Below are 20,579 nucleotides of genomic sequence, written 5' to 3' on the forward strand. Positions count from 1 at the left end.
TGCGCCGCGCCCGCGCGGACCGCCGCCGCGAGGTCAGGCGGCCGCGTCACCCGCTGCCGCGAACGCGCTCACCGCACCGGCAGCCACCCGGCCACGGCGACTGCCAGCGCCGCGGCGGGCAGGCTCAGCGCGATCAGCCACGGGACCGCGCCGCCGCGCTCGCCGTCGGTGCCCAGCGGCGGCATGGCGCCGGTGTAGCCGCGCGAGAGCATCGCCAGGTGCACGCGTTCGCCCCGCTCGTAGGCCCGGATGAACAGCGCTCCGGCCGACTGCGCCACCACCCGCGCGTGGCCCAGGTGGCGCGCCTGGAAGCCGCGCGACTCCCGGGCGATGCGCATCCGGTCCAGCTCGGCGGCGATCACCTCGAAGTAGCGCAGCATCAGCCCGGCGATCTGCACCAGGATGCCCGGCATCCCCAGCGAGCGCAGCGCGCCGAGGATGAGGTGCGGACGGGTCGTCGCGGCCAGCAGCAGCGAGGCGAGCACGCCGAGCGTCCCCTTGGCCACGATGTTCCAGGCTCCCCACAGCCCTTCGGCCGACAGGCTGAGGCCCAGTACGTCCACCCGCTCGCCGTGGGCGAAGAAGGGCAGCGCCAGCGCGAAGGCCAGGAAGGGCACCTCGATGAGGAGCCGCCGCGCCAGGAAGCCCGGCGGCACCCGCGCCACCGCCGCCACCGCGAGCAGCAGCACCAGGTAGCCGCCGAAGGCCGCCAGGTGCTCGCGCGGCGTGGCCACCACGACCACGGTGAAGGCCAGCACCGCCACCAGCTTGCACACCGGCGGCAGCGTGTGCACCGGGCCGCCGCCCGGCAGGTACAGCCGGTCGGCGAAGCCGGCGCTCACCGCCGCTCGTCCGGCTCCGGCTCCGGAGCGGTGCCGCGCCGCCGGACCAGCCCGAAGACCAGCATGCCGACGCCCAGGGTGATGCCCACCCCGACCAGCCCGGACAGCCCGACCGACAGCCGTTCGTCCTCGACGCCGGCCACGCCGTAGTCGGCCAGCGGCGACTCGGCGAGGGCGTGGTCGTCGGCCGCCTCGATCAGCCCGGTGTCCTCGGCCACCCGTTCGAGCCCGTCAGGCGACGAACTCGCGTAGAAGCTCACCACCCCGGCCAGCAGCAGGGCGACCAGCACCGCCCCCAGGAAGAAGTTCCGCCCCAGGGGCCGCCGTGCGCCTCCCTCGACCGGATCCGCACCCTCACGCGCCATCGTTCACCCTCCACCGGGTCGAAACCACCGAGAAACCGGCCCGTGCCCGGGCCGGAGCGGGCGCTCAGGCGGCGCCGGCCGCCTCGCCGCCGCGCAGGGGCGCGGCGGCGCGCAGGTCCAGGCCGCGGGCGCCGTAGACCAGGTCGGGGCGGACCGCGACGACGGCCGCCACCGCGGCGGCGGTGATCAGCCCCTCGCCGATGCCGATCAGCACGTGCACGCCGCCCATGGCGGCGGTGAAGGTGCCGAGCGGGATGTCGACCGCGCCGCCGACCGCGAACAGCAGCACGAAGGCCAGCGCCGACGCGGGCACCGACACCAGGGCCGACACGAAGGCCGCCGCCGTCACCGACGCCCGGCTCACGGGCAGCGTCCGCACCAGCAGCCGGAACAGCGGATAGGCGACCACGACCGTGACCAGTGCCATCGTCGTGACGTTCACGCCCAGCGCCGTCAGCCCGCCGTCGGCGAAGACCAGGGCTTGCACCAAGAGCACGATGGCCACCGCGAGCAGCCCCGCGTAGGGGCCGACCAGGATCGCGGCGAGCGCCCCGCCCAGCAGGTGCCCGCTGGTGCCGCCCGCCACCGGGAAGTTCAGCATCTGCGCCGCGAAGACGAAGGCCGCCACCAGCCCGGCCATCGGCGCGGCCCGCTCGTCCAGCTGCCGCCGGGCCCTGGGCACCGCGACGGCCACGCCGCCGACCGCCACCGCTCCGGCCGCCAGCGCGATCGGCCCCACAATGAATCCATCCGGTGCGTGCATCGGGACGCCTCCAGGGGAGAAGCAGCGCGAACACCGCGTTCGAGCCCGTTCAGGTTAAATCCGATCGCACCTGCAAGCTAGTCGCAACTAGGTCACGACCGCCTACCGCCGCGGCGCCCGCCATCTCCTCCACGTGCCGCTTCGCAGGCGCCGGGCGGCCGCGCCGGACACCGGCGCCGTCCCCGTGTCCGCGCGCTCCACCGGGGAAGGACACCTTCGGTGCCGGACGCGCCGCCGCCGGCGGACCCGCCCGGCCGGACACCGCCGTGGGGGCGGCAGGAGGGAGCACACCGTGGACTTCGAACGGTCGGCGCTGCCGGGCATCGGCCTGCTGCACGTCTTGACCACCCGGCGCGGCCGCCGGATGGGCGTGATCTCGCACCGCACCGGCCGGCGCGACATCGTCCTGTACGACGAGGACGACCCCGACAGCACCCACGCCACCATCGCCCTGGACGTCGACGAGGCCGACGCCGTGGCCGAACTGCTGGCCGCCTCGCACATCGTGGAGCGGCTGGCCGAGCTGGACCAGCAGGTGAGCGGCCTGGTGAGCGAGCGCATCCGGGTGCTGCCGGGCTCCCCCTACGACGGCGCCACCCTCGGCGACACCCGCACCCGTACCCGCACCGGCGCCTCCATCGTCGCCGTGGTGCGCGACCGCGAGGTGCTGGCCAGCCCCGACCCCGCCTTCCGCTTCGCCGCCGAGGACGTGGTCGTGGTGATCGGCACCGCCGAGGGCACCGCGGCGGTGGCCCGGATCTTCGCGGACGGCTGAGCCCGTGCACGGCGGCATGGGCCTGCTGCTCCTGGAGTTCGGCGGGCTGCTGCTCGGACTCGGCCTGGTGGGCACGGTCGCCGCGCGCTTCGGCATCTCCCCCATCCCGCTCTACCTGCTGGCCGGGCTCGCCTTCGGCGAGGGCGGGCTGCTGCCGCTGTCCACCAGCGAGGAGTTCGTCGCGACCGGCGCCGAGATCGGCGTCATCCTGCTGCTGCTCATCCTGGGCCTGGAGTACTCGGCCGAGGAGCTGGTGGCCGGACTGCGCCGCTCGGCACCGGTCGGCCTGCTGGACCTGGTGCTCAACGCCACCCCGGGCGCCGCCTTCGCGCTGCTCCTGGGCTGGGGGCCGGTGGCGGCCGTGGTGCTGGGCGGCGTCACCTACGCCACCTCGTCGGGCATCACGGCCAAGCTGCTGAGCGACCTCGGCTGGCTGGGCAACCGCGAGAGCCCGACGGTGCTGTCCATCCTGGTCATCGAGGACCTGGCGATGGCGGTCTACCTGCCGATCCTGACCACGGTGCTGGCCGCGGCCGGGGTCGTGTCGGGCGCGATCAGCCTGGGGCTCGCGGTGGCGGCGGTCGCGCTGGTGCTGCTCGGCGCGCTGCGCTTCGGCCGGCACATCGAGCGCTTCGTCGCCTCGCCCAACGAGGAGGTGCTGCTGCTGAAGGTGCTCGGCCTGGCCATCCTGGTGGCCGGGCTCGCGCACCAGCTGCACGTGTCGGCGGCCGTCGGCGCCTTCCTGGTCGGCATCGCCCTGTCGGAGCCGCTGGCGGCCAGCGCCAGGCAGCTGCTCGAACCGCTGCGCGACCTGTTCGCCGCCGTCTTCTTCGTCTTCTTCGGCCTGCAGACCGACCCGGGCGACTTCGCGCCGGTGGCCGCCCTCGCCGCGCTGCTGGCCGTCATCGGCATCGCCACCAAACTGGTGACCGGCTACATCGCCGCCCGCAGCGCGGGCGCCGGGCGCCTCGGCGGCGCCCGCGCGGGCGCCGCGCTCATCCCCAGGGGCGAGTTCAGCATTGTGGTGGCCGGCCTGGCGGTGGCCGCCGGGGTCGACTCCGACCTGGCCACCCTGGCCGTCGCCTACGTGCTGATCGTCGCGGTCGTCGGCCCGCTGGCCGCCCGGCTGGTCGAACCGCTCCTCGGCCCCCGGCTCCGCCCCAAGCGCCCCCCAGCACCGGCCTAGCCGGCGGTCGGACGGCCATCGCGGGCCGGGTAGGGCACGGCGTGCCTCGGGTGCTCAGCCCGTCCGCCGCGGCAGCTCGTGCAGCCGGACCTCCGTCAGCGCACCATTGCCGGCCGTCGCCGTCAGGTAGGTGGCATGGGGCTGGCGGCGGCGGTCGGTGGGCGAGCCCGGGTTGAGCAGGCGCAGCCCGCCGGGCGCCGTGGTGTCCCACGGGATGTGCGAGTGGCCGAACACGAGCACGTCGGTGTCGGGGAAGCGCTGCTCGCACCGGTGCTCGCGGCCCTTGGCCGGGCCGGTCTCGTGCACGACGGCGAAGCGCAGCCCGCCCAGCTCCACCCGGGCCACCTCCGGCAGCCGCTCGCGCAGCGGCGGCCCGTCGTTGTTGCCGTAGACACCGACGAGCCGCCGCGACCGCTTCTGGAGGGCGAGCAGGGCGGGCAGTTCGCACCAGTCGCCGGCGTGGATCACCACGTCGGCGCGCTCGACCGCCGCCCACACCGGCTCGGGCAGTTCGCGGGCGCGGGTGGGCAGGTGGGTGTCGGAGATGATCACGAGGCGCTGCGGCTGGGAGTCCACGGCTCGATGCTGCCCGATCACCACCACCGCAACCGGCGCGGCACCGATCGGCCGTCACCCCGCGCGCCTCAGGGCCGGAGGGGTCCGGCGGTCAGCAGCCCTCGGTGTCCGCCCCGCCCAGGCAGTACACCGCGTACGCGCGGCCGAGCACGGGCAGGGCGACATTGCGCACCGGCACCCCGCCGGGGGTGGCGCCCTTCTCGCAGCCCAGGTGGGCGTGGCCGTGCACGGCCAGTTCCGCGCCGCCCTCGTCCACCGCCTCGGCCAGCAGGTAGCTGCCGAGGAAGGGGAAGATCTCCGGCGGCTCGCCCTCCAGGGTCTCCTCGTCGGGCGAGTAGTGCGTCAGCGCCACCTTGTGGTCGGCGTCCAGCCCCTTCAGGGCCTCGCGCAGCGCCGCCGCCACGTCCTTGGTGTGCCGGACGAAGGCCTTCATCTCCGGCTCGCCGAACTCCGAGGCGCACCGGCCGGCGAAGCCGCCGCCGAAGCCCTTGACGCCGGCGATGCCGAGACGGCCGCCCGGGCAGTCCACCACCACGCCCTCGCCCTCCAGCGGGACCACCCCCGCCTCCCGCAGGCTCGCGGTGATGCGCTCCTGCTGGTCGGAGTGGTAGTCGTGGTTGCCGAGCACGGCGATGACCGGCAGGCCGAGGTCGGCGATCTCGCCCGCGACGATATCGCCCTCCTCCTCGGTGCCGTGCTGGGTGAGGTCGCCGGCGAGCAGCAGCACGTCGGCCCGCTCGGCGATGCCGCGCAGCCGCGGACGGTACCGCCCCCTCAGCTCGGGGCCGAGATGGATGTCGCCGACGGCGGCCACCCGGATCATCACAGCACCTCCTCGGGGCCCGGCGCTCCCAGCTCGGTCACCTGGACGCGCGAGCGGATCTCGCAGTCCGGCACCGCCTCCCTGGCCACGGCCAGCAGGTGCTCGACCCGGCCCTCGCCGGTGACCGCGCCCTCCAGCCAGATGACGCCGTCCTCGTAGACCACCTGGACGGCCAGTTCGGCGGTGCGGCCGTCCTCAGCCAGCCGCTGCCGGATGTGGGCCACCGCGTAGGGATCCTCGGTCCCCGCCGTCCCGGGACGCGCTCCGCCGCTCATCGTCGTCCTCCGTCCACTCGGGTACCTCGTCGGCCGACACCAGGTTCAGCCGCCGCGCCAGCTCCAGGAACACCTGCGCGTACGGGGACAGCCGGGTCTCCTCGGCCACCCGCGGCCAGTCCACCTGCTCGCGAATCGCGCGCACGATCGCCAGCAGCGGCCCGAAGTCGCAGGCGTGCTCGCCCAGCGCCAGCAGTTTGAAGATGATCAGGTCGGTGGCGCCCAGCACCGGCATGGAGACCGACGCCACCTCGATCCAGTCGCTTCCGGCCAGCAGTTCGGGGGTCACGGGGCGGCCGGCCAGCCGGTGGATCAGGTCGACCTGCCGGTCCTCGTCGTACACCTTGACCAGCCAGTCCTCGGGCGGGTCGCGGAAGTCCAGGCCGACGGCGGTCAGCGCCGCGACCGCCGCGTCGACGTCGGACTCGCAGACGCCGAGGTCGACATCGTTGTCGGAAGGAGGCGCCCCACGCGCGTATCCGGCGAAACTGCCCACGACGGCGAAGGGCACCTCCGCCGCCTTCATCGCGCCGACCACCAGTTTCAGGGTCTCGATCAGCTCGGCTCTCGGGTCCGTCTCCATGGCTCGCGGCCTACCCGCGAGCCCCGGGGCCAATCGCCGCCCGGCGGCGCCCCGCGGCCCGGCGGCGCAGGGCCTGCGGCCTGACCAGCCCTTCGAGCGGCGGGTCCGCCGGGTCAGTACATGACGTGCTTGCCGCCGTCGACGATGAGCGCCTCACCGGTCACCATGTCCATCCGGGCCAGCCCCAGCACGACCTCGGCGACCTGCTCGGGCGTCGAGGTGCGGCGCAGCGGCACGGAGGCGCGCTCGGCCGCGCTGCGCTCGGCGAAGCCCTGCTCTCCGTGCAGCTGCGTCTGCCAGCGGGTGGCGACGGTGCCGGGCGCGACCGCGTTCACCCGCACCTCGGGGCCGAGCGCGGCGGCCAGGTTCCGGGTGAGCTGCGACAGCGCCGCCTTGCTGACCCCGTAGGCGATCGAGGAGCCCCCGGCCCGGTAGGCGGAGATGGACGACACGTTCACCACGGCGCCGCCCGCGGCGCGCAGCGCCGGGGCGAAGGCGCGCACGCAGCGGAAGGCGCCGAGCAGGTTCACGTCCAGCACCTCGCGCCAGATGTCGTCGGTGAGCCCGTCCAGGTCCTCGTGCCCGACGGCCCGGGTGGTGCCGGCGTTGTTGACCAGCACGTCGACCCGGCCGAAGCGCTCCAGTACGGTGGCGGCCAGCTCGCGCACCTGCGCGTCGTCGGCGACGTCGGCCCGCACCGCCAGCCCGGTGCCGCCCGCCGCGCCGGCCTCGGCCGCCACCCGCTCGGCCTCCTCCGCCGACCGGGCGTACACCGCGACGACCCCGGCCGCGCCGGCGCGGGCCGCGGCCCGGCACACGGCCGCCCCGATCCCGGTCGCCCCGCCGGTCACCACCACGACCCTGCCGTTGAGCTCCACGTTCCGCTCCCTGTCGGTGTTCGTCCCCGCCGCCCGCCTCAGTCGGCGGCGGCCTCCAGCGTGGCCAGCGGCCCGTCGGCCGCCAGCCGGGCCAGCGCCTCGGCCACCAGGCCGCGCAGGTCGGCGCCGCTGCCGTCCGGCCCGAGGCCGGGGACGCGGCGGGCGACCGCGTCGACGACCGCGTGCGGGCCGTCGAGTCCGGCCACCTCGCGGCAGATGGCCGCGGTGCGCGCGTCGGGCTCCCCCAGCAGCTCGGGGCGGGCGTGCAGCAGCCGCACCCAGGCGGCGAGCGCCACCGCGAGCAGCCGCGGCTCCTGCCCGGCGGCCAGCAGCTCCCGCCCGGGTTCCAGCAGCCGCTGCGGCAGCTTGACCGGCCCGTCGGCGGCGATCTGGGCCAGCCGGTGCTCGATCCTGGGGTTGGCGAAGCGGTCCAGCAGCGCGTCCACCTGGTGTGCGGCCGGCTCGGTGCCCAGCGGGCGCAGGCCGGCGCCCAGCTCCCCGATGAGCAGCGCGCGCAGGTAGCGGCGGAGGGCGGGATGGCAGGCCGCCTCCGCCACCGTGCGCAGGCCCAGCAGGGTGCCGAGGTAGGCCAGCGCGGAGTGGCCGCCGTTGACCAGCCGCAGCTTGGCCGCCTGGTGCGGCCCGATCGCGTCGACCAGCTCCACCCCCACGGCGTCCCAGGCGGGGCGCGGACCGGCGAAGTCGTCCTCGATGATCCAGCGCCGGTGCGGCTCGGCCACCACGGCCGCCTCGTCGGTGAGCTGGATCGCGTCGGCGACGGCCGCGAGGTCGCGCGGGGTGGTCGCGGGCACGATCTGGTCGACCACGGTGGACGGGAAGCGCACCGACGCGCCGATCCAGGCGTCCAGCGGCCCGCCGGTGCCCGGCGGCAGCCGCGCGCAGTAGTCGGCCACCAGTCGCCGCAGCAGCCGGCCGTTGTCGGGGAGGTTGTCGCAGCACACCACCGTCAGCGGCGCGCCCTCTCCCCGGCTGCGGGCCAGCAGCCCCGACACCAGCTGGCCGAGCGCCGTGTGCGGCGGGCGCCCGGCCAGGTCGGCGGCGGTGTCGGGGTCGTCGCCGGCGAGCCGCCCGGTGGCCGGGTCGTGCCGGTAGCCGGCCTCGGTGACGGTCAGCGTGACGACGTGCGTGCTCGGTGCCGCGATCAGCGCGTCCAGCCGCTCGGGCTCGTCGCGGGCGGCCAGCGCGTCGCGGACCGCGCCGACCAGCCGCACCTGGTCCTCGCCCCGGTGCCGCTCCAGCACCGTGAACAGCCCGTCCTGCCTGCGCAGCCGCTCGACGGTGCCGCGCCCGCGCGGCGAGACCGCGCAGATGGCCCAGTCGCCCGGCTCGGCCTCCATGGCCAGCTGGGTGAACACGGCCTGGTGCGCCCGGTGGAAGGCGCCGGCGCCCAGGTGCACGATCCCCACGCCGACGTCGGGGCGCGGCAGCGAGCGCGCCACCCACGGGTGGGTCGCGGCCAGCGTGCGGCGGTCGAGTCGCGGTGCGGCGGTCATCGGGCGTCGGTCCTTCCGGTCGGCGTGGGTGGGCTCAGCCGTCGGCGGCCGCGGCCGCCGTGCCGTCGGCGCGCCGGCCGGCGACCAGGCCCTCGTGCGACGCCTCCAGTGCGGCGATGTCGATCTGGCGCGTCTCCCGCGAGTACAGGAAGGCGACCAGGGAGACGACCGCGGTGGCGATCATCCAGAGTGCGACCGGCCAGGGCTCTCCGCCGGCCTGCTCCAGCAGCGCGGCCGCCACCAGCGGCGAGAAGCCGGCGATGGCCGCGCCGATCTCGCGGGAGGCGGCGAAGCCGGTGTAGCGCACGCCCGCGCCGAACAGCTCGGCGTAGAACACCGGCTGCACCGCGATCATCGGCGCCAGCCCGATCGAGGTGGCGATGACCAGCGCCAGCCAGATGACGACGGGGTTACCGGTGTCCAGCAGCATGAAGAACGGGAAGGCGAACAGGCCGGTGAACACCACGCTGAACAGGTTGATCGGCCGCCGCCCGATCCGGTCCGACAGTGCGCCGTAGACCGGTTGCAGCGCGATGACCACCAGCCCGAAGATGATCACGCCCGTCAGCGCCACCCAGCGGGGCTGCTCCAGCGTGCCGGTGATGTAGGCGACGCTGAAGGTGGCGTAGATGTAGACGACCGCGGTGTCGCAGATGTGCGCGCCGATGCCGACCAGGAAGCTGCGCGGGTAGCTGCGCAGCGCCTGCACCATCGGCAGCCGCACGGTGGTGCGCTTGCGCACGACGTTGAGGAAGACCGGCGACTCCGCCACCCGCAGCCGCAGGTACAGCGAGACGATGATCAGGGCGAAGCTGATCAGGAACGGCACCCGCCAGCCCCAGGTCAGCATCGCCTCCTCGGGCAGCAGCTCCACCAGCAGGAAGGCGATCGTGCCGAGCACCAGCCCGATCTGCACGCCCGTCTGCGCGAAGGAGCCGAAGAAGCCGCGCCGTCCGGCGGGGGCGTGCTCCGACAGCAGGGTGGAGGCGCCGCCGAACTCCGCGCCCGCGCCCAGGCCCTGGCAGACGCGCAGCAGGGTGAGCAGCACGGGGGCGAGCAGCCCGATCTGGGAATAGGTGGGCAGCAGCCCGATCAGGCCGGTGGAGATGCCCATCACCAGGGTGGTGAGGACGAGGGTCGAGCGGCGGCCGATGCGGTCGCCGAGGTGGCCGAAGAGGAAGCCGCCCAGCGGGCGGAAGACGAAGCCGACGCCGAAGGTGGCGAAGGCGACGAGGGTGCCGACGGCGGGGTCGGCGTCGGTGAAGAAGATCTGGTTGAACACCAGCGCGGCGGCGGTGCCGTAGATGAAGAAGTCGTACCACTCCAGCGCCGTACCGACCAGGGACGCCACGACGACGCGGCGCAGTTCGGCCGGGCTGGTGGGCGGGACGGCGGCGCTCGGGGCGCCGTCCGTGCCGGCGGGATCGTTGTCACTCACCTCGGGTGCTCCTGTTCTCCCCCGAAACCATGGGCGGGGTGCGGGCGGGGCCGCACGGGTCAGCCGGCGTCACCTCCCGGTGCGGGCTCGGCCAGCAGTGCGCGCAGCTCCGACCAGGTGGCGGCCGGCAGCGGGATGCCGTCGCGGGCGCGCTCGCGGCGGGCCCGCTCCTCCAGGTCGCCGGGGACCAGCACCTCGCGGTGCCCTTCGGCCGGCGGAGTGGCGCGCAGCAGCTCGCAGTAGCGGGCGACCTGCTCGCGGAACTCCTCCGGCGGCACGAACGGCGCCACGTCCAGCGCCAGCAGCACGGTGCCGCTGGTGCCCTGGTAGTCGGGCAGCGCGGAGATCCCGGTACCGGTCAGCAGGCCGCCGATCACCTCGATCACGATGCTGAGGCCGTAGCCCTTGTGCCCGGCGAAGGGCAGCAGTGCGCCGCCCCGGTAGAAGTCGGCGGGGTCGGTGGTGGGGCGGCCGTCGGGGTCGACGACCAGGCCGGGGCCGACCCGCTCGCCGCGTGCGAGGGCGAGCGCGAGCTTGCCCTCGGCGACGGCGGAGGTGGCCCAGTCGACCACGACCGGCGGCCCGCCGGCCCGGGGCAGCGCCCAGGCCATCGGGTTGGTGCCCATCCGGCGGTCCCGCCCGCCGAAGGGGGCGACGGTGGGGTCCACATTGCACAGGGCCATCGCGACGTGGCCCTCGCGGGCCAGCGTCTCGACGTACTCGCCGAGCCGCCCGATGTGGGTGCAGTCGCGGATCACCGCGACCGCCACACCGTGCCGGGCGGCGGCGTCGGCCAGCTCGCGCACGGCCATCGCCGCCGCGACCTGCCCGAAGGCCCGGTTGCCCGCGATCGTCACGGTGGCGCCGTGGCGGGACAGCACCTCCGGCACGGCGCGGGGGTCGACCTCGCCGCGCCGCACCGCCGCCACGTAGGGCGGCAGCCGGCGCACGCCGTGGGAGTCGTGGCCGATCAGGTTCGCCTCGACCAGCGCCGCGGCCACGAGTTCGGCGTCGGCCGGTGACGCGCCCTCGGCCCGCAGCACCTCGGCGGCCAGAGCGCGCAGCTCACCGGCGGGCACCGTGTGGACGGGCTCTCCGGCCGCACCGGCGGCCGGACCGGCCCCTGACGGACCGGCCGCCCCGGCCGGCACCGTCCCTCGGCCCGTCTCGGCGTCCTCGCGCACTGCTACCCCCATTCGTTCCGTACGACGGAACGCTGTTCCATTGACGGCCTTGATGGTGCCATGAGATGCCCGCACTGTGAAGAGAGTCACGCCAATTGATCGCCGAATAGCCATAAGGCGAATGAACTCACCGAAAGGTGGCCGGTATGCGAATACCGGCGGTCGTTCCAGCCGTAGAATCGGCGCAGCACCCCCACCGCCGCCGCCCAGGGAGCCACCGCCGTGTACGACCACTCCGCCGACCCGCCCAGGCCCGCCCAGGGCCGGGACGCCGCACCACCCGACCCGCAGGCCGGGCCGCCCGCCTCCGGCTGGAACGCCGCGCCGCCCTACCCTCAGGCCGACGCTCCGCCGCCCGGCTGGAACACCGCGCCGCCCTACGCGGGTGCCGAGGCGCCGGGCTGGAGCGGAGCTCCTCCGCGGCCCGGGGCCGGATGGCACACCCAGCCCGCTCCGGCGTACGGCGCCCCCGCGCCGCCGCCCGCGCAGCCCGGCTGGGGCCGGCGTCCCGGCCCGTACCCCGCCGGTATGGGCGAGCGCTTCGGCGGGGCCGTCATCGACTCCTTCGTCGGCGTCGCCGCGTTCCTCGCGTCCGTCATGGCGGCCGTCGCCGTGCTCCAGCCGCTGGAAGGCCCGGTGCCGGACTGGGTGCTCGGCTACCTGATGCTGGGCGTCGGCCTGCTCTCCCAGTGGCTGTACTGGGCGCTGCCCACCGGGCTCACCGGCCGCACGCTCGGCAAGAAGATCGTCGGGACCCGGGTGCTGTCCGTGCGCACCGGCCGCCCGCCCGGCCTGGGCTGGGCCACGCTGCGCTGGCTGGTGTACGTGGTCCTCTCCCTCTTCGGCTGGATCTACCTGATCGTCATCATCGTCATGATGAGCAACAGCCCGGACCGCCGCACCCTGCACGACCTTGCGAGCAACACCTGGGTGGTGAACGTGCCCAAGCAGCCCCGGCACTGAGTGCGGTGGCCGGCGCCCTCGCCCGCCTACACTCCGAGCATGGTGCGGAGCACGGCCGCGGACGTCGACGGCTACCTCGCCGAGGTCCCCGAGGAGCGCCGCGCGGCGCTGAGCCGCCTCCGCGAGCTGTGCCGCGTGGAACTCCCCGGCTTCACCGAGGTCATGGCCTAGGGCATGCCCGCCTACGAGCGGAACGGAGTCGGCGAGATCGCCTTCGCCGCCCAGAAGCGCTACATCTCCTTCTACCTGCTGCGCACCGAGGTCCGCGACGCCTGCGCCGACCGCCTCGCCGGCCATGACACGGGCAAGGGCTGCCTGCGCTTCCGCCGGCCGGAGCAGATCGACTTCGACCTCCTCCGCGAACTGCTGCGCGCCACCGCGGCGGCCGGACCGGGCCCGGTCTGCTGACCGGACCCGGTGCCCGTCGCGCCGCCGGCTACAGCTCCGCGCACTGCCCCTCGCGGGCGCCGCGCCCGGTGTTGGGGAAGCCGTTGCCGACCGGTTCGGGCTCGTTGCCGGAGCAGCTCAGGCCGCCGTCGATGGTGTTGGCGGCGACGGTGGTGGGGCCGCCGGTGTTGCCGGTGAGCCGGACCGGGCCGGTGATCCGGTTGCCCTCCAGGGCGACCGGGCCGGTGCCGCCGGACAGGCGGACGCCGCCGGTGAGCTCCGCGCCGGTGAGCACGATCTCGGCCGCGCCCTCGGCGGTGAGGGTGCCGCGCAGGGCGCCGCCCTCGACCCGCAGCGAGGCGCCCGGCTCCACCCGGACGGCGCCGCTGACCTGCGCGGCGTCCAGACAGGTCACTCCCTCCGCCACGGTGAGGGCGCCGCGGTGCGCGCCGGTGACGGTCTCGGTGCACGCGGTTTGCGGCGCCGCCAGCAGTTCGAACTCCGACAGCGCGGCCGTCTCGCCGGAGGCGGCGGTGACCTCCAGCCGGTAGTGGGTGTAGCGGCCCGGCGCCTCGATCCGGAAGGGGCGGGTCTGGCGGCGCCAGCGGAACTCCTCCCCGCTCCGCTCGTCGATGACGGACCAGGTGGTGCCGTCGTAGGAGCCGTGCAGCCGCCAGGACGCCGGGTCGCCCTCGGCCTCGCCGGAGGTGAGCGTGTAGTACTCGGGCCGTTCGGCCCGGTCGCCGGCCTGGTGGGTGACGGTGAAGGCGGGGCCGGCGAAGGCGGCGTCGGTGGTGGAGCGGTCGTCGACCAGGGGCGCCGCGTCCACCTCGGTTCCGTCGGCCTCGGCCGCGGTGGTGGTGCCGTCGGCGGTGATGTCGCGCATCGGGCTCGGCGGCGCGTCGCCCTCGGTGAGGGACGGCGGGGCGGCGTCGGCGCCGGTGCCCCAGTCGGAGGGCTCGGGCCCCATGTCGAACTCGATGACACCGCCCTCGGCGATCAGCTCGTGCGGCAGCGAGGTGCTGGTGTGCTCGGCCCCGTTGACGCGCACGCCCTGCACGTAGACGTTCTCGGCGCTGTTGCCGGGCGCCTCGATGACCAGATCGGCGCCGTTCTCCAGGTGCACGGTGGCGCGGGTGAACAGCGGCGAGCCGATCGCGTACTCCGGGCTGCCCATCTGCAGCGGGTACAGGCCGAGCGCGCTGAATATGTACCAGGCCGACATCTCACCGTTGTCCTCGTCGCCGGCGTAGCCCTGGCCGATCTCGCTGCCGCTGTAGGTGCGGGCCAGCAGCTCGCGGACGATCTCCTGGGTGCGGTGCGGCTGCCCGGCGAAGGTGTACATGTACGGGATGTGGTGGGACGGCTGGTTGCTGTGCCCGAGCTGCCCCATCCGCACGTCGCGGGCCTCCAGCATCTCGTGGATCACCCCGTTGTAGGAGCCGGGGAAGGTGGCGGTCTCGGGGGTGGCGAAGAACTCGTCCAGCCGCGCGCCGAGCCCGTCGGCGCCGCCGTAGAGATTGGCCAGGCCGCGGCCGTCCTGCGGCACGGTGAAGGCCATGTTCCAGCCGTTGGTCTCGGTGTAGTCGTGGCCCCAGACCCTCGGGTCGTACTCCTCGGGGCTGCGCCGCCAGTTCCCGTCGGCGTCGCGGCCCTGGAAGAAGCCGACGGAAGGGTCGAACATGTTCACGTAGTTCTGGGCGCGGTTGGTGAAGTACTCGTAGTCGGTCAGGTACTCCTCGCGGCGCGGGTCGCCGGGCTCGGCCCGCTCGTACAGCTCCCGCGCCATGTTGGCGATGCCGAAGTCGTTGATGTAGCCCTCCAGCGCCCAGGACATGCCCTCGGGGGTGCTGGTCGGGGTGTAGCCGAGGAAGATCGAACTAGCCAGGCCCTTGCGGCCGACGCTGTCGTCGGGCGGGGTGACGGTGGCGTTGCGCACGGCGGCGTCGTAGGCGGCCTCCAGGTCGAAGTTGTCGACGCCCTTGAGGAAGGCGTCGGCGAAGGCGACGTCGGAGCTGGTGCCGACCATCAGGTTGGCGTAGCCGGGCGAGGACCAGCGCGAGATCCAGCCGCCGTCGCGGTACTGCTGCACGAAGCCGTCGATCATCCGCCCGGCCCGCTCCGGGGTGAGCAGGGCGTAGGCGGGCCAGGTGGTGCGGTAGGTGTCCCAGAAGCCGTTGTTGACGTAGATCTCGCCGTCGACGATCCGGGCGCCGGTCTCGGTGGGGGTGTCCTCGCCGACGGGTTCGGAGACGGGGCTGGCGTAGCGGTGCACCGGGTCCTCGACCGTGCCGGTGTTCTCGTGGCCTGAGTTGGGATACAGGAACAGCCGGTACAGGTTGGAGTAGAGCGTGACCAGCTGGTCCTCGCTGGCCCCCTCCACCTCGATCACGTCGAGGGTGTCCTCCCAGGCGGCCTGGGCACGGTCGCGCACCGACTCGAAGGTGTCGCCGGGGGCGATCTCCTGCTCCAGATTGCGCCGCGCCTGGTCCACGCTGATCAGCGAGGTGGCGATGCGCATGTTGACGGTGCGCTCCGCGCCGGTGTCCAGCCGCAGGTAGCCGGTGACGTTCTCGCGGCCGGACTCCGGCAGCATGCCGCTCGCGGTGACGGGCCGGTCGAGTTCGGCGTAGACGAATAGCCGGGTGGCACCGGCCGACAGGCCGCTGCGCACGTCGGAGTAGCCGGTGACCACGCCGGACTCGGGGTCGAGGCTGAGTCCGCCCTGGTCGTTGACGTTGTCGAACAGCAGGGTGCCGGTGTCGCCGGTGAAGGTGAAGCGGAACAGGGCGGCGTGGTCGGTGGGCGCGATGTCGGTGCGGATGCCGTTGTCGAACTCCACCCCGTAGTGGTGCGGGCGGGCCGTCTCGTTCGCGTGGTCGAAGGAGAGGGCGCGGGCCTCCCGGTCGGGGTCGGGCTCCCCGGCGGCGTCCGAGGGCATCACCTGGAAGGTCTGCCGGTCGCCCATCCACGGGCTGGGCTCGTGGCTGACCGAGAAGGCCTGCAGCTCCGGCCGGTTCTGCTCGTTGTTGTCGCGGTGGTAGCTGTAGAGCCAGCTGGTGGAACCCGCGTCGGTGACCGGCGTCCAGAAGTTGAAGCCGTGCGGCACGGCGGTGGCCGGGAAGTTGTTGCCGCGCGAGAAGCCGCCGGTGGAGTGGGTGCCCCGGGTGGTCGACACGTAGTCGGTGAGGCTGCCGTACTCCGGCCGCTCGGGCTCGCCGGTGATCCGGATGTCGTCGAACCAGCCGCGGAAGCTGGTGGGTCCGGTCGGGGCGTCGTAGGCGATGAGGACGCGGTCGACGGTGCGGCCGGCCGCGACCTCGCCGATCACCGAGGAGCGGCGGTTCCACTGGTCGGCGTACAGGGCGTGCGACTCGCCCTGGCCGCGCGGGGACAGCTCGTAGCCGAGGTGGTCGCGGGCGCCCAGCTCGCTCAGGTAGCTGCCGTCGGTGAAGGCCAGGTCGACCGAGACGTAGGTGCTCGGGTAGTTCAGGTCGCCGGTGACGAACTCGGGGAAGACCAGGTAGGACAGCTCGGTGTCCGGTTGTACCTCGATGTCGACGTCGAAGACGCGGTTGTAGGAGTAGCCGCGGCCGTCGGCGGTGTGGATGCCCTGGTAGCGCAGGGCGGCCAGGCCCGAGTAGCCGGCGCCGGGGCGGGCGGTGTGCCCGGCGGTGGGGCCGCGGCCGACGCGGCTGGCCATCACGGGCGGCGGCGGGGCGTCGCTGCCGTCGGAGAACTGGAGTTCGGCCAGCTGGAGCAGTGGGGCGCCCGCGTTGGCGGTGACGTCGAGCCGGTAGAAGCGGTAGGCGTCGTCGCCGCCGGTGTCGAAGACGCGGGTCTCGAAGCGCTCGGCGAACTCCTCGCCGGAGCGGGCGTCCAGCTCGGTCCACTGCTGCCCGTCGGCGGAGCCCGACAGGGTCCAGTCGGCGGGATCGCGGTCGGGCGCGTCATTGGCCGAGGTCAGCGCGTAGCGGCGGACCGCGACGGGCTCGGCGAACTCGAAGGTGACCCAGCCGGTGGGCTCCCAGGCCAGCCATTTGGAGCTGGTGCTGGCGTCGACCAGGTTGGCGGCGACCTCGCCGCCCTCGGTGTTCTCGTCGCTGGCGGTGACCGCGGTGACCTGGTCGGAGACGTCGCCGGGGATGCGGCTGGGGTCGCCGCCGTTGACGCCGTCGGCCGACTCGGTGCCGTCGGGCCCGGTCTCGACCGTGTCGGTCCAGGTGGGCGGCTGCTCGTCGGCCTCGAAGGAGGTGGCGAACTCGGTGCCCCCGGCGGGGCCCGCGGCACCGGTGCCGTCGGGCAGCGGCTCGGCCGCGGCGGGCGGGGCGAGGGCCAGCAGCGGCACCACCACGCCGAGCGCCGTCAGCACGGCGAGGGGCGAGAGCGCGGCGGCCGCGCGGCGGGTGTGCCGGTGGAGCGGGGCGGGGGAAAGCGGGAGGAGCGGGAGGGATGTCAGCCGGAGACGTCCGGCGCGCCGGTGCCGCATCGAGGGCCTTTCGATCCAAAAACCGACCATGGGAGAGACGGGACGAGCGGCCCTGCCGGGGACCGACCTGACGGTGCGTGCGCGACCTCCACCTCAACGCAGCCTGACAACGTTGTCAAGGCTTTGACCGGTTCCCATCAGATCCACGCGGGGCTGATCATGGCGGCCCGGACGCGGCGGGCTAGATTTGAGCCCATGGTGGGTGGGGCCAAGGACACGGCGGTGGACAAGACTCTCGGCATCCTGGAGGCGCTGGTCGAGCACTCCAGGATCGCGGAGATCGCGGCCGCGACCGACCTGCCGAAGTCGACCGTGCACCGCATCCTGCAGACACTGGTGGAGCGCGGCTTCGCCCGGACCGACGGCCAGGGCAGCTACGTCGGCGGCCCACGCATCCTCGCCCTGGCCGGGCGCTACCTCCAGCGCCTCGACCTCCCGCAGCGGGTGCGCCCGGTGCTCGAGGACCTCCAGCGCCGCACCGGCTGGACCGTGCACCTGGCCCTGCTGTCGGGCGACGAGGCCGTGTACGCGGCCAAGGTCGAGGGCGACAAGCCCTACCACCTCGCCTCCCGGGTGGGCATGGACCTGCGCCTGCACTGCACCTCGATCGGCAAGGCCATCCTGGCCGCCATGCCCGACGACCAGGTCCGCGAGGTACTGCGCCGCACCGGCATGAAGGCCCGCACCCCCAACACCCTGCGGCGCCCCGCCGCCCTCCTGGCCGAACTCGCCGAGGTCCGCCGCAAGGGCTACGCCGAGGACCACGAGGAGAACGAACTGGGCGTCTGCGCCGTCGGCGCCGCCGTCTTCGACCACACCGGCCAGGTCACAGGCGGCGTCAGCGCCGCCGCCCTGGTCCACGAACCGGCCGCCGGCACCACGGAGTGGCGCGGCGAACAGGTGATCGCCACCGCCGCGGAGGTCTCGGCCCTCCTGGGCGCACCGAGAAGCTGACGGCGGGGGGCGGGCGGCCCCACCTCCCACGCAGGATGAGAGCATTCTCATCCCGCGCTCCCCCGTGCGGCGGGCGCGTCGGCTAGCGTGACGGCCATGGGCGCGCGCTGGGGAACCGGGGTGGCGCTGACGGCCGCGCTGGCCGTCGGTGCCATGGTGTGGGTCGTGCAGGGCATCACCGACGATCATCCGCTGGGGCCGCCCGTGGTGATCGAGGAGCCGCCGGGGAACGTGGGCGATGTCAGCTCCGCGGTGCCGTCGGCGGCGCCGAGTCCCGCGCCTGTGGTGACGCGCACCCAGAGCGTCACGGTGTCGCGGCCGCCGGTGATCGCGCCGCCGCCCGAGGTGCCCGTCGTGGACGATGACGACGATGACGACGGCGGTGATGACGACTGAGGCAGGCCAGGCCGGCCGCGGTGAGCGCCCGGGCGCGGATCGTCGGCTGGATGCTGCTGCTGGTCGGGCTCGCCCTCGCCGTCGCGGTCGTCGCCACCTGGCTGGTGCTGCTGGTGCGGCTGACCGACCAGGTCAACGCCGAGCTGGCCAATGAGGCGGCCGAGCTGCGCAACTACGCCGCCTCGGCGCGCGACCCCGACACCGGCGGCCGCCCCGACGACGTCGCCCAGCTCTTCGACAGCTTCATGGCCATCAACGTGCCCGACCGCGACGAGGTCTTCCTGGCCGTCATCGACGGGGAGATCCACCGGCAGTCGCCGCCGGAGAACGACGGTCTGGGCGTCGACGCGGCGCTGCTGCGCGCGGTGGCCGGCCGCGAGACGCCCTTCCGCGGCGAGCTGGACAGCCCGGCCGGGCAGGTCCGCTACGCCGTGGTGCCGGTCCGGGTCGAGGGCGACGAGCGCGCGGGCGCCTGGGTGGTGGCGATCCTGCACGAGCGCCAGCAGCGCGAGGTGGACGAGGTGATCCGGGTGCTGGGCATCACCGCCTTCGGCGCCCTGCTGCTGGCCACCGTGGCGGGCTGGCTGGTGGCGGGCCGGGTGCTCGCCCCGATCCGGATGGTGCGCCGCACCGCCGACCAGATCGGCGACTCCGCCGACCTGAGCCGCCGCCTCGACGTCACCGGTGACGACGACGTCGCCGAGCTTGCCCGCACCTTCAACCGGATGCTGGACCGGCTGGAGGCGGCCTTCGCCGCGCAGCGCCAGTTCGCCGACGACGCCGGCCACGAGCTGCGCACCCCCATCACGGTGGTCCGGGGCCATCTGGAGCTGATGGGCGACGACCCGGCCGAGCGGGCGCAGACCGTCGCGCTGGTCACCGAGGAGCTGGACCGGATGAGCAGGATCGTCGCCGACCTGCTGGTGCTGGCCCGCGCCGGGCACCCCGACTTCCTCAACCTCGGCGATGTCGAGCTGGCCGACCTGACGGTGAGCGTGGCGGCCAAGGCCCGCGCGCTGGGCGACCGCACCTGGCGGGTGGCCGAGATCGCCGAGGGGCACATCCGCGCCGACGAGCAGCGGCTCACCCAGGCGCTGATGCAGTTCGCCTCCAACGCCGTCGCGCACACCGGCCCGGGCGACCGGATCGAGTTCGGCTCCGCCCTCATGGACGGCAAGGCCGTGCTGTGGGTGCGCGACAGCGGCCCCGGGGTGCCCGAGGCCGATCGCGAGCGCATCTTCGAGCGCTTCGTCCGGGCCGGGGAGCACCGCCACGAGGGCACCGGGCTCGGCCTGGCGATCGTCCGCTCCATCGCCCGCGCCCACGGCGGCGACACCCACGTGGAGGCGCCCCCCGACGGCGGGGCGTGCTTCGTGCTCGCCCTGCCGGGTCCCGATGCCGACGGCGGCGGCCGCCCGCCCGCACCGGAGGAGACGCCATGAAACGCATCCTGGTCGCCGAGGACGAGGACCGCATCGCGTCCTTCGTGGCCAAGGGCCTGCGCTCCAGCGGCTTCACCGTGACCATCGTCGAGGACGGCGTCGCCGCCTACGAGCACGCCCGCTCGGGCGCCTTCGACCTGATGATCCTGGACATCGGGCTGCCGCTGCGCGACGGCTTCACCGTGCTGCGGCAGCTGCGCGAGGCGCGCGTCGAGCTGCCCGTGGTCATCCTGACGGCGCGCGGCGGCGTGGCCGACCGGGTGGCGGGCCTGGAGGGCGGCGCCGACGACTACATCGCCAAGCCCTTCGCCTTCGAGGAGCTGCTGGCCCGGGTGCGGCTGCGGCTGCGCGCCGCGCACACCCCAGAGGCGACCTCGCTGCGGGTGGGCGACCTGACACTCGACCTGATGGCGCGCCGCGCCCACGTCGCCGGCCGCGCCGTGGACCTGTCGGCCCGCGAGTTCACCCTCGCCGAGGTCTTCTGCCGCCACCCCGACCAGGTGCTCAGCCGCGAGCAGCTGCTCAGCCACGTGTGGGGCCTGGACTTCGACCCCGGCTCCAACATCGTGGACGTGTACGTGCGCTACCTGCGGCGCAAGCTCGGGGCGCACCGCATCGAGACGGTACGCGGCGCCGGCTACCGGATGCCCGCCGCGCACTGACGGCGCGCCGCCGCGCCCCGCCGGTGATGAGAGCGCTCTCATGTCCGGCTCACGAAGCCCTCATGCCCGCGCTGAAGCCTTGAC

21 protein-coding genes are annotated in these 20,579 nt (G+C 74.4%); 9 read left to right on the forward strand and 12 right to left on the reverse strand.

Annotated elements, in window-relative coordinates; translation table 11 throughout:
• Nucleotides 1–68 precede the first annotated feature (68 nt).
• The 3 genes from cbiQ to CLV72_RS32930 all read right to left on the reverse strand — a co-directional run bounded on the left by cbiQ (nucleotide 69) and on the right by CLV72_RS32930 (nucleotide 1,946).
• Nucleotides 69–842, reverse strand: a complete 774-nt coding sequence (cbiQ, locus tag CLV72_RS24520; protein ID WP_106250822.1) for a cobalt ECF transporter T component CbiQ — start codon at nucleotides 840–842, stop codon at nucleotides 69–71.
• Nucleotides 839–1,207 carry a PDGLE domain-containing protein gene (locus CLV72_RS32925; RefSeq protein ID WP_211303095.1) on the reverse strand — a complete coding sequence of 123 codons (369 nt, stop codon included), beginning with the start codon at nucleotides 1,205–1,207 and terminating at the stop codon, nucleotides 839–841. Before CLV72_RS32925 ends, cbiQ begins: the two co-directional genes overlap by 4 nt.
• Before the next feature lie 64 nt (nucleotides 1,208–1,271).
• Nucleotides 1,272–1,946, reverse strand: a complete 675-nt coding sequence (locus CLV72_RS32930) for an energy-coupling factor ABC transporter permease (protein WP_245930417.1) — start codon at nucleotides 1,944–1,946, stop codon at nucleotides 1,272–1,274.
• A 316-nt stretch (nucleotides 1,947–2,262) separates the two neighbouring features.
• Between CLV72_RS32930 and CLV72_RS24530 the strand changes: the two genes are divergently transcribed.
• A complete protein-coding gene (locus CLV72_RS24530; RefSeq protein WP_106250824.1) occupies nucleotides 2,263–2,745 on the forward strand; it encodes a cation:proton antiporter regulatory subunit in 483 nt (160 codons plus the stop codon).
• A gap of 16 nt (nucleotides 2,746–2,761) precedes the next feature.
• Nucleotides 2,762–3,931 (forward strand): cation:proton antiporter, encoded by a 1,170-nt coding sequence (locus tag CLV72_RS24535; RefSeq protein ID WP_106251323.1) that lies wholly within the window; start codon nucleotides 2,762–2,764, stop codon nucleotides 3,929–3,931.
• A 54-nt stretch (nucleotides 3,932–3,985) separates the two neighbouring features.
• On the opposite strand, the gene CLV72_RS24540 is transcribed toward CLV72_RS24535, so the two are convergent.
• From CLV72_RS24540 to CLV72_RS24575, 8 genes are all read right to left on the reverse strand, one after another.
• Nucleotides 3,986–4,507: a metallophosphoesterase family protein gene (locus CLV72_RS24540; protein ID WP_106250826.1), complete on the reverse strand. Its 522-nt coding sequence runs from the start codon at nucleotides 4,505–4,507 to the stop codon at nucleotides 3,986–3,988.
• A gap of 91 nt (nucleotides 4,508–4,598) precedes the next feature.
• A complete protein-coding gene (locus CLV72_RS24545) occupies nucleotides 4,599–5,330 on the reverse strand; it encodes a metallophosphoesterase family protein (RefSeq protein WP_106250828.1) in 732 nt (243 codons plus the stop codon).
• The gene (locus CLV72_RS24550; RefSeq protein ID WP_106250831.1) at nucleotides 5,330–5,554 is read right to left on the reverse strand and encodes a phospholipid-binding protein; all 225 of its coding nucleotides are present in this window, start codon (nucleotides 5,552–5,554) and stop codon (nucleotides 5,330–5,332) included. Before CLV72_RS24550 ends, CLV72_RS24545 begins: the two co-directional genes overlap by 1 nt.
• A complete protein-coding gene (locus CLV72_RS24555) occupies nucleotides 5,526–6,188 on the reverse strand; it encodes a nucleotidyltransferase family protein (protein WP_211303097.1) in 663 nt (220 codons plus the stop codon). The genes CLV72_RS24550 and CLV72_RS24555 overlap by 29 nt, the downstream gene beginning before the upstream one ends.
• Before the next feature lie 113 nt (nucleotides 6,189–6,301).
• A complete protein-coding gene (locus CLV72_RS24560) occupies nucleotides 6,302–7,066 on the reverse strand; it encodes an SDR family NAD(P)-dependent oxidoreductase (RefSeq protein WP_106250833.1) in 765 nt (254 codons plus the stop codon).
• A gap of 38 nt (nucleotides 7,067–7,104) precedes the next feature.
• A complete protein-coding gene (locus tag CLV72_RS24565) occupies nucleotides 7,105–8,580 on the reverse strand; it encodes a mannitol dehydrogenase family protein (RefSeq protein ID WP_106250835.1) in 1,476 nt (491 codons plus the stop codon).
• Between the two features lie 34 nt (nucleotides 8,581–8,614).
• The gene (locus tag CLV72_RS24570; protein WP_211303098.1) at nucleotides 8,615–10,018 is read right to left on the reverse strand and encodes an MFS transporter; all 1,404 of its coding nucleotides are present in this window, start codon (nucleotides 10,016–10,018) and stop codon (nucleotides 8,615–8,617) included.
• A gap of 59 nt (nucleotides 10,019–10,077) precedes the next feature.
• Nucleotides 10,078–11,214, reverse strand: a complete 1,137-nt coding sequence (locus CLV72_RS24575) for an Ldh family oxidoreductase (RefSeq protein ID WP_170141096.1) — start codon at nucleotides 11,212–11,214, stop codon at nucleotides 10,078–10,080.
• Nucleotides 11,215–11,424: 210 nt separating this feature from the next.
• On the opposite strand from CLV72_RS24575, the gene CLV72_RS24580 reads away from it, so the two are divergent.
• The 3 genes from CLV72_RS24580 to CLV72_RS32935 are packed head-to-tail and all read left to right on the forward strand — an operon-like array spanning nucleotide 11,425 to nucleotide 12,573.
• On the forward strand, nucleotides 11,425–12,165 hold the full coding sequence (locus CLV72_RS24580) for an RDD family protein (RefSeq protein ID WP_106250840.1): 741 nt from the start codon (nucleotides 11,425–11,427) through the stop codon (nucleotides 12,163–12,165).
• Nucleotides 12,166–12,204: 39 nt separating this feature from the next.
• Nucleotides 12,205–12,336 (forward strand): hypothetical protein, encoded by a 132-nt coding sequence (locus CLV72_RS33720; protein WP_281262435.1) that lies wholly within the window; start codon nucleotides 12,205–12,207, stop codon nucleotides 12,334–12,336.
• Nucleotides 12,337–12,339: 3 nt separating this feature from the next.
• On the forward strand, nucleotides 12,340–12,573 hold the full coding sequence (locus CLV72_RS32935) for a DUF1801 domain-containing protein (RefSeq protein WP_211303099.1): 234 nt from the start codon (nucleotides 12,340–12,342) through the stop codon (nucleotides 12,571–12,573).
• A 28-nt stretch (nucleotides 12,574–12,601) separates the two neighbouring features.
• On the opposite strand, the gene CLV72_RS24590 is transcribed toward CLV72_RS32935, so the two are convergent.
• Nucleotides 12,602–16,924 (reverse strand): GH92 family glycosyl hydrolase, encoded by a 4,323-nt coding sequence (locus CLV72_RS24590; protein ID WP_211303100.1) that lies wholly within the window; start codon nucleotides 16,922–16,924, stop codon nucleotides 12,602–12,604.
• 339 nt (nucleotides 16,925–17,263) lie between these two features.
• Between CLV72_RS24590 and CLV72_RS24595 the strand changes: the two genes are divergently transcribed.
• The 4 genes from CLV72_RS24595 (at nucleotide 17,264) to CLV72_RS24610 (ending at nucleotide 20,495) form a co-directional block, all read left to right on the forward strand.
• A complete protein-coding gene (locus tag CLV72_RS24595; RefSeq protein ID WP_170141097.1) occupies nucleotides 17,264–17,995 on the forward strand; it encodes an IclR family transcriptional regulator in 732 nt (243 codons plus the stop codon).
• Nucleotides 17,996–18,091: 96 nt separating this feature from the next.
• Nucleotides 18,092–18,391: a hypothetical protein gene (locus tag CLV72_RS24600; RefSeq protein WP_146159549.1), complete on the forward strand. Its 300-nt coding sequence runs from the start codon at nucleotides 18,092–18,094 to the stop codon at nucleotides 18,389–18,391.
• A 20-nt stretch (nucleotides 18,392–18,411) separates the two neighbouring features.
• Nucleotides 18,412–19,833 (forward strand): sensor histidine kinase, encoded by a 1,422-nt coding sequence (locus tag CLV72_RS24605; protein WP_211303101.1) that lies wholly within the window; start codon nucleotides 18,412–18,414, stop codon nucleotides 19,831–19,833.
• The gene (locus tag CLV72_RS24610) at nucleotides 19,830–20,495 is read left to right on the forward strand and encodes a response regulator transcription factor (protein ID WP_106250850.1); all 666 of its coding nucleotides are present in this window, start codon (nucleotides 19,830–19,832) and stop codon (nucleotides 20,493–20,495) included. The genes CLV72_RS24605 and CLV72_RS24610 overlap by 4 nt, the downstream gene beginning before the upstream one ends.
• Nucleotides 20,496–20,579 lie beyond the last annotated feature (84 nt).

Source organism: Allonocardiopsis opalescens, from assembly GCF_003002095.1.
Classification (GTDB): domain Bacteria; phylum Actinomycetota; class Actinomycetes; order Streptosporangiales; family Streptosporangiaceae; genus Allonocardiopsis; species Allonocardiopsis opalescens.

Coding starts and splice junctions, on each gene's coding strand:
- CLV72_RS24535 (WP_106251323.1), top strand. CDS start 2,762: ATGGGCCTGCTGCTCCTGGAGTTCGGCGGGCTGCTGCTCGGACTCGGC.
- CLV72_RS33720 (WP_281262435.1), top strand. CDS start 12,205: ATGGTGCGGAGCACGGCCGCGGACGTCGACGGCTACCTCGCCGAGGTC.
- CLV72_RS32925 (WP_211303095.1), bottom strand. CDS start 1,207: ATGGCGCGTGAGGGTGCGGATCCGGTCGAGGGAGGCGCACGGCGGCCC.
- CLV72_RS24555 (WP_211303097.1), bottom strand. CDS start 6,188: ATGGAGACGGACCCGAGAGCCGAGCTGATCGAGACCCTGAAACTGGTG.
- CLV72_RS24575 (WP_170141096.1), bottom strand. CDS start 11,214: ATGGGGGTAGCAGTGCGCGAGGACGCCGAGACGGGCCGAGGGACGGTG.
- CLV72_RS24600 (WP_146159549.1), top strand. CDS start 18,092: ATGGGCGCGCGCTGGGGAACCGGGGTGGCGCTGACGGCCGCGCTGGCC.
- CLV72_RS24545 (WP_106250828.1), bottom strand. CDS start 5,330: ATGATCCGGGTGGCCGCCGTCGGCGACATCCATCTCGGCCCCGAGCTG.
- CLV72_RS24610 (WP_106250850.1), top strand. CDS start 19,830: ATGAAACGCATCCTGGTCGCCGAGGACGAGGACCGCATCGCGTCCTTC.
- CLV72_RS24565 (WP_106250835.1), bottom strand. CDS start 8,580: ATGACCGCCGCACCGCGACTCGACCGCCGCACGCTGGCCGCGACCCAC.
- CLV72_RS32935 (WP_211303099.1), top strand. CDS start 12,340: ATGCCCGCCTACGAGCGGAACGGAGTCGGCGAGATCGCCTTCGCCGCC.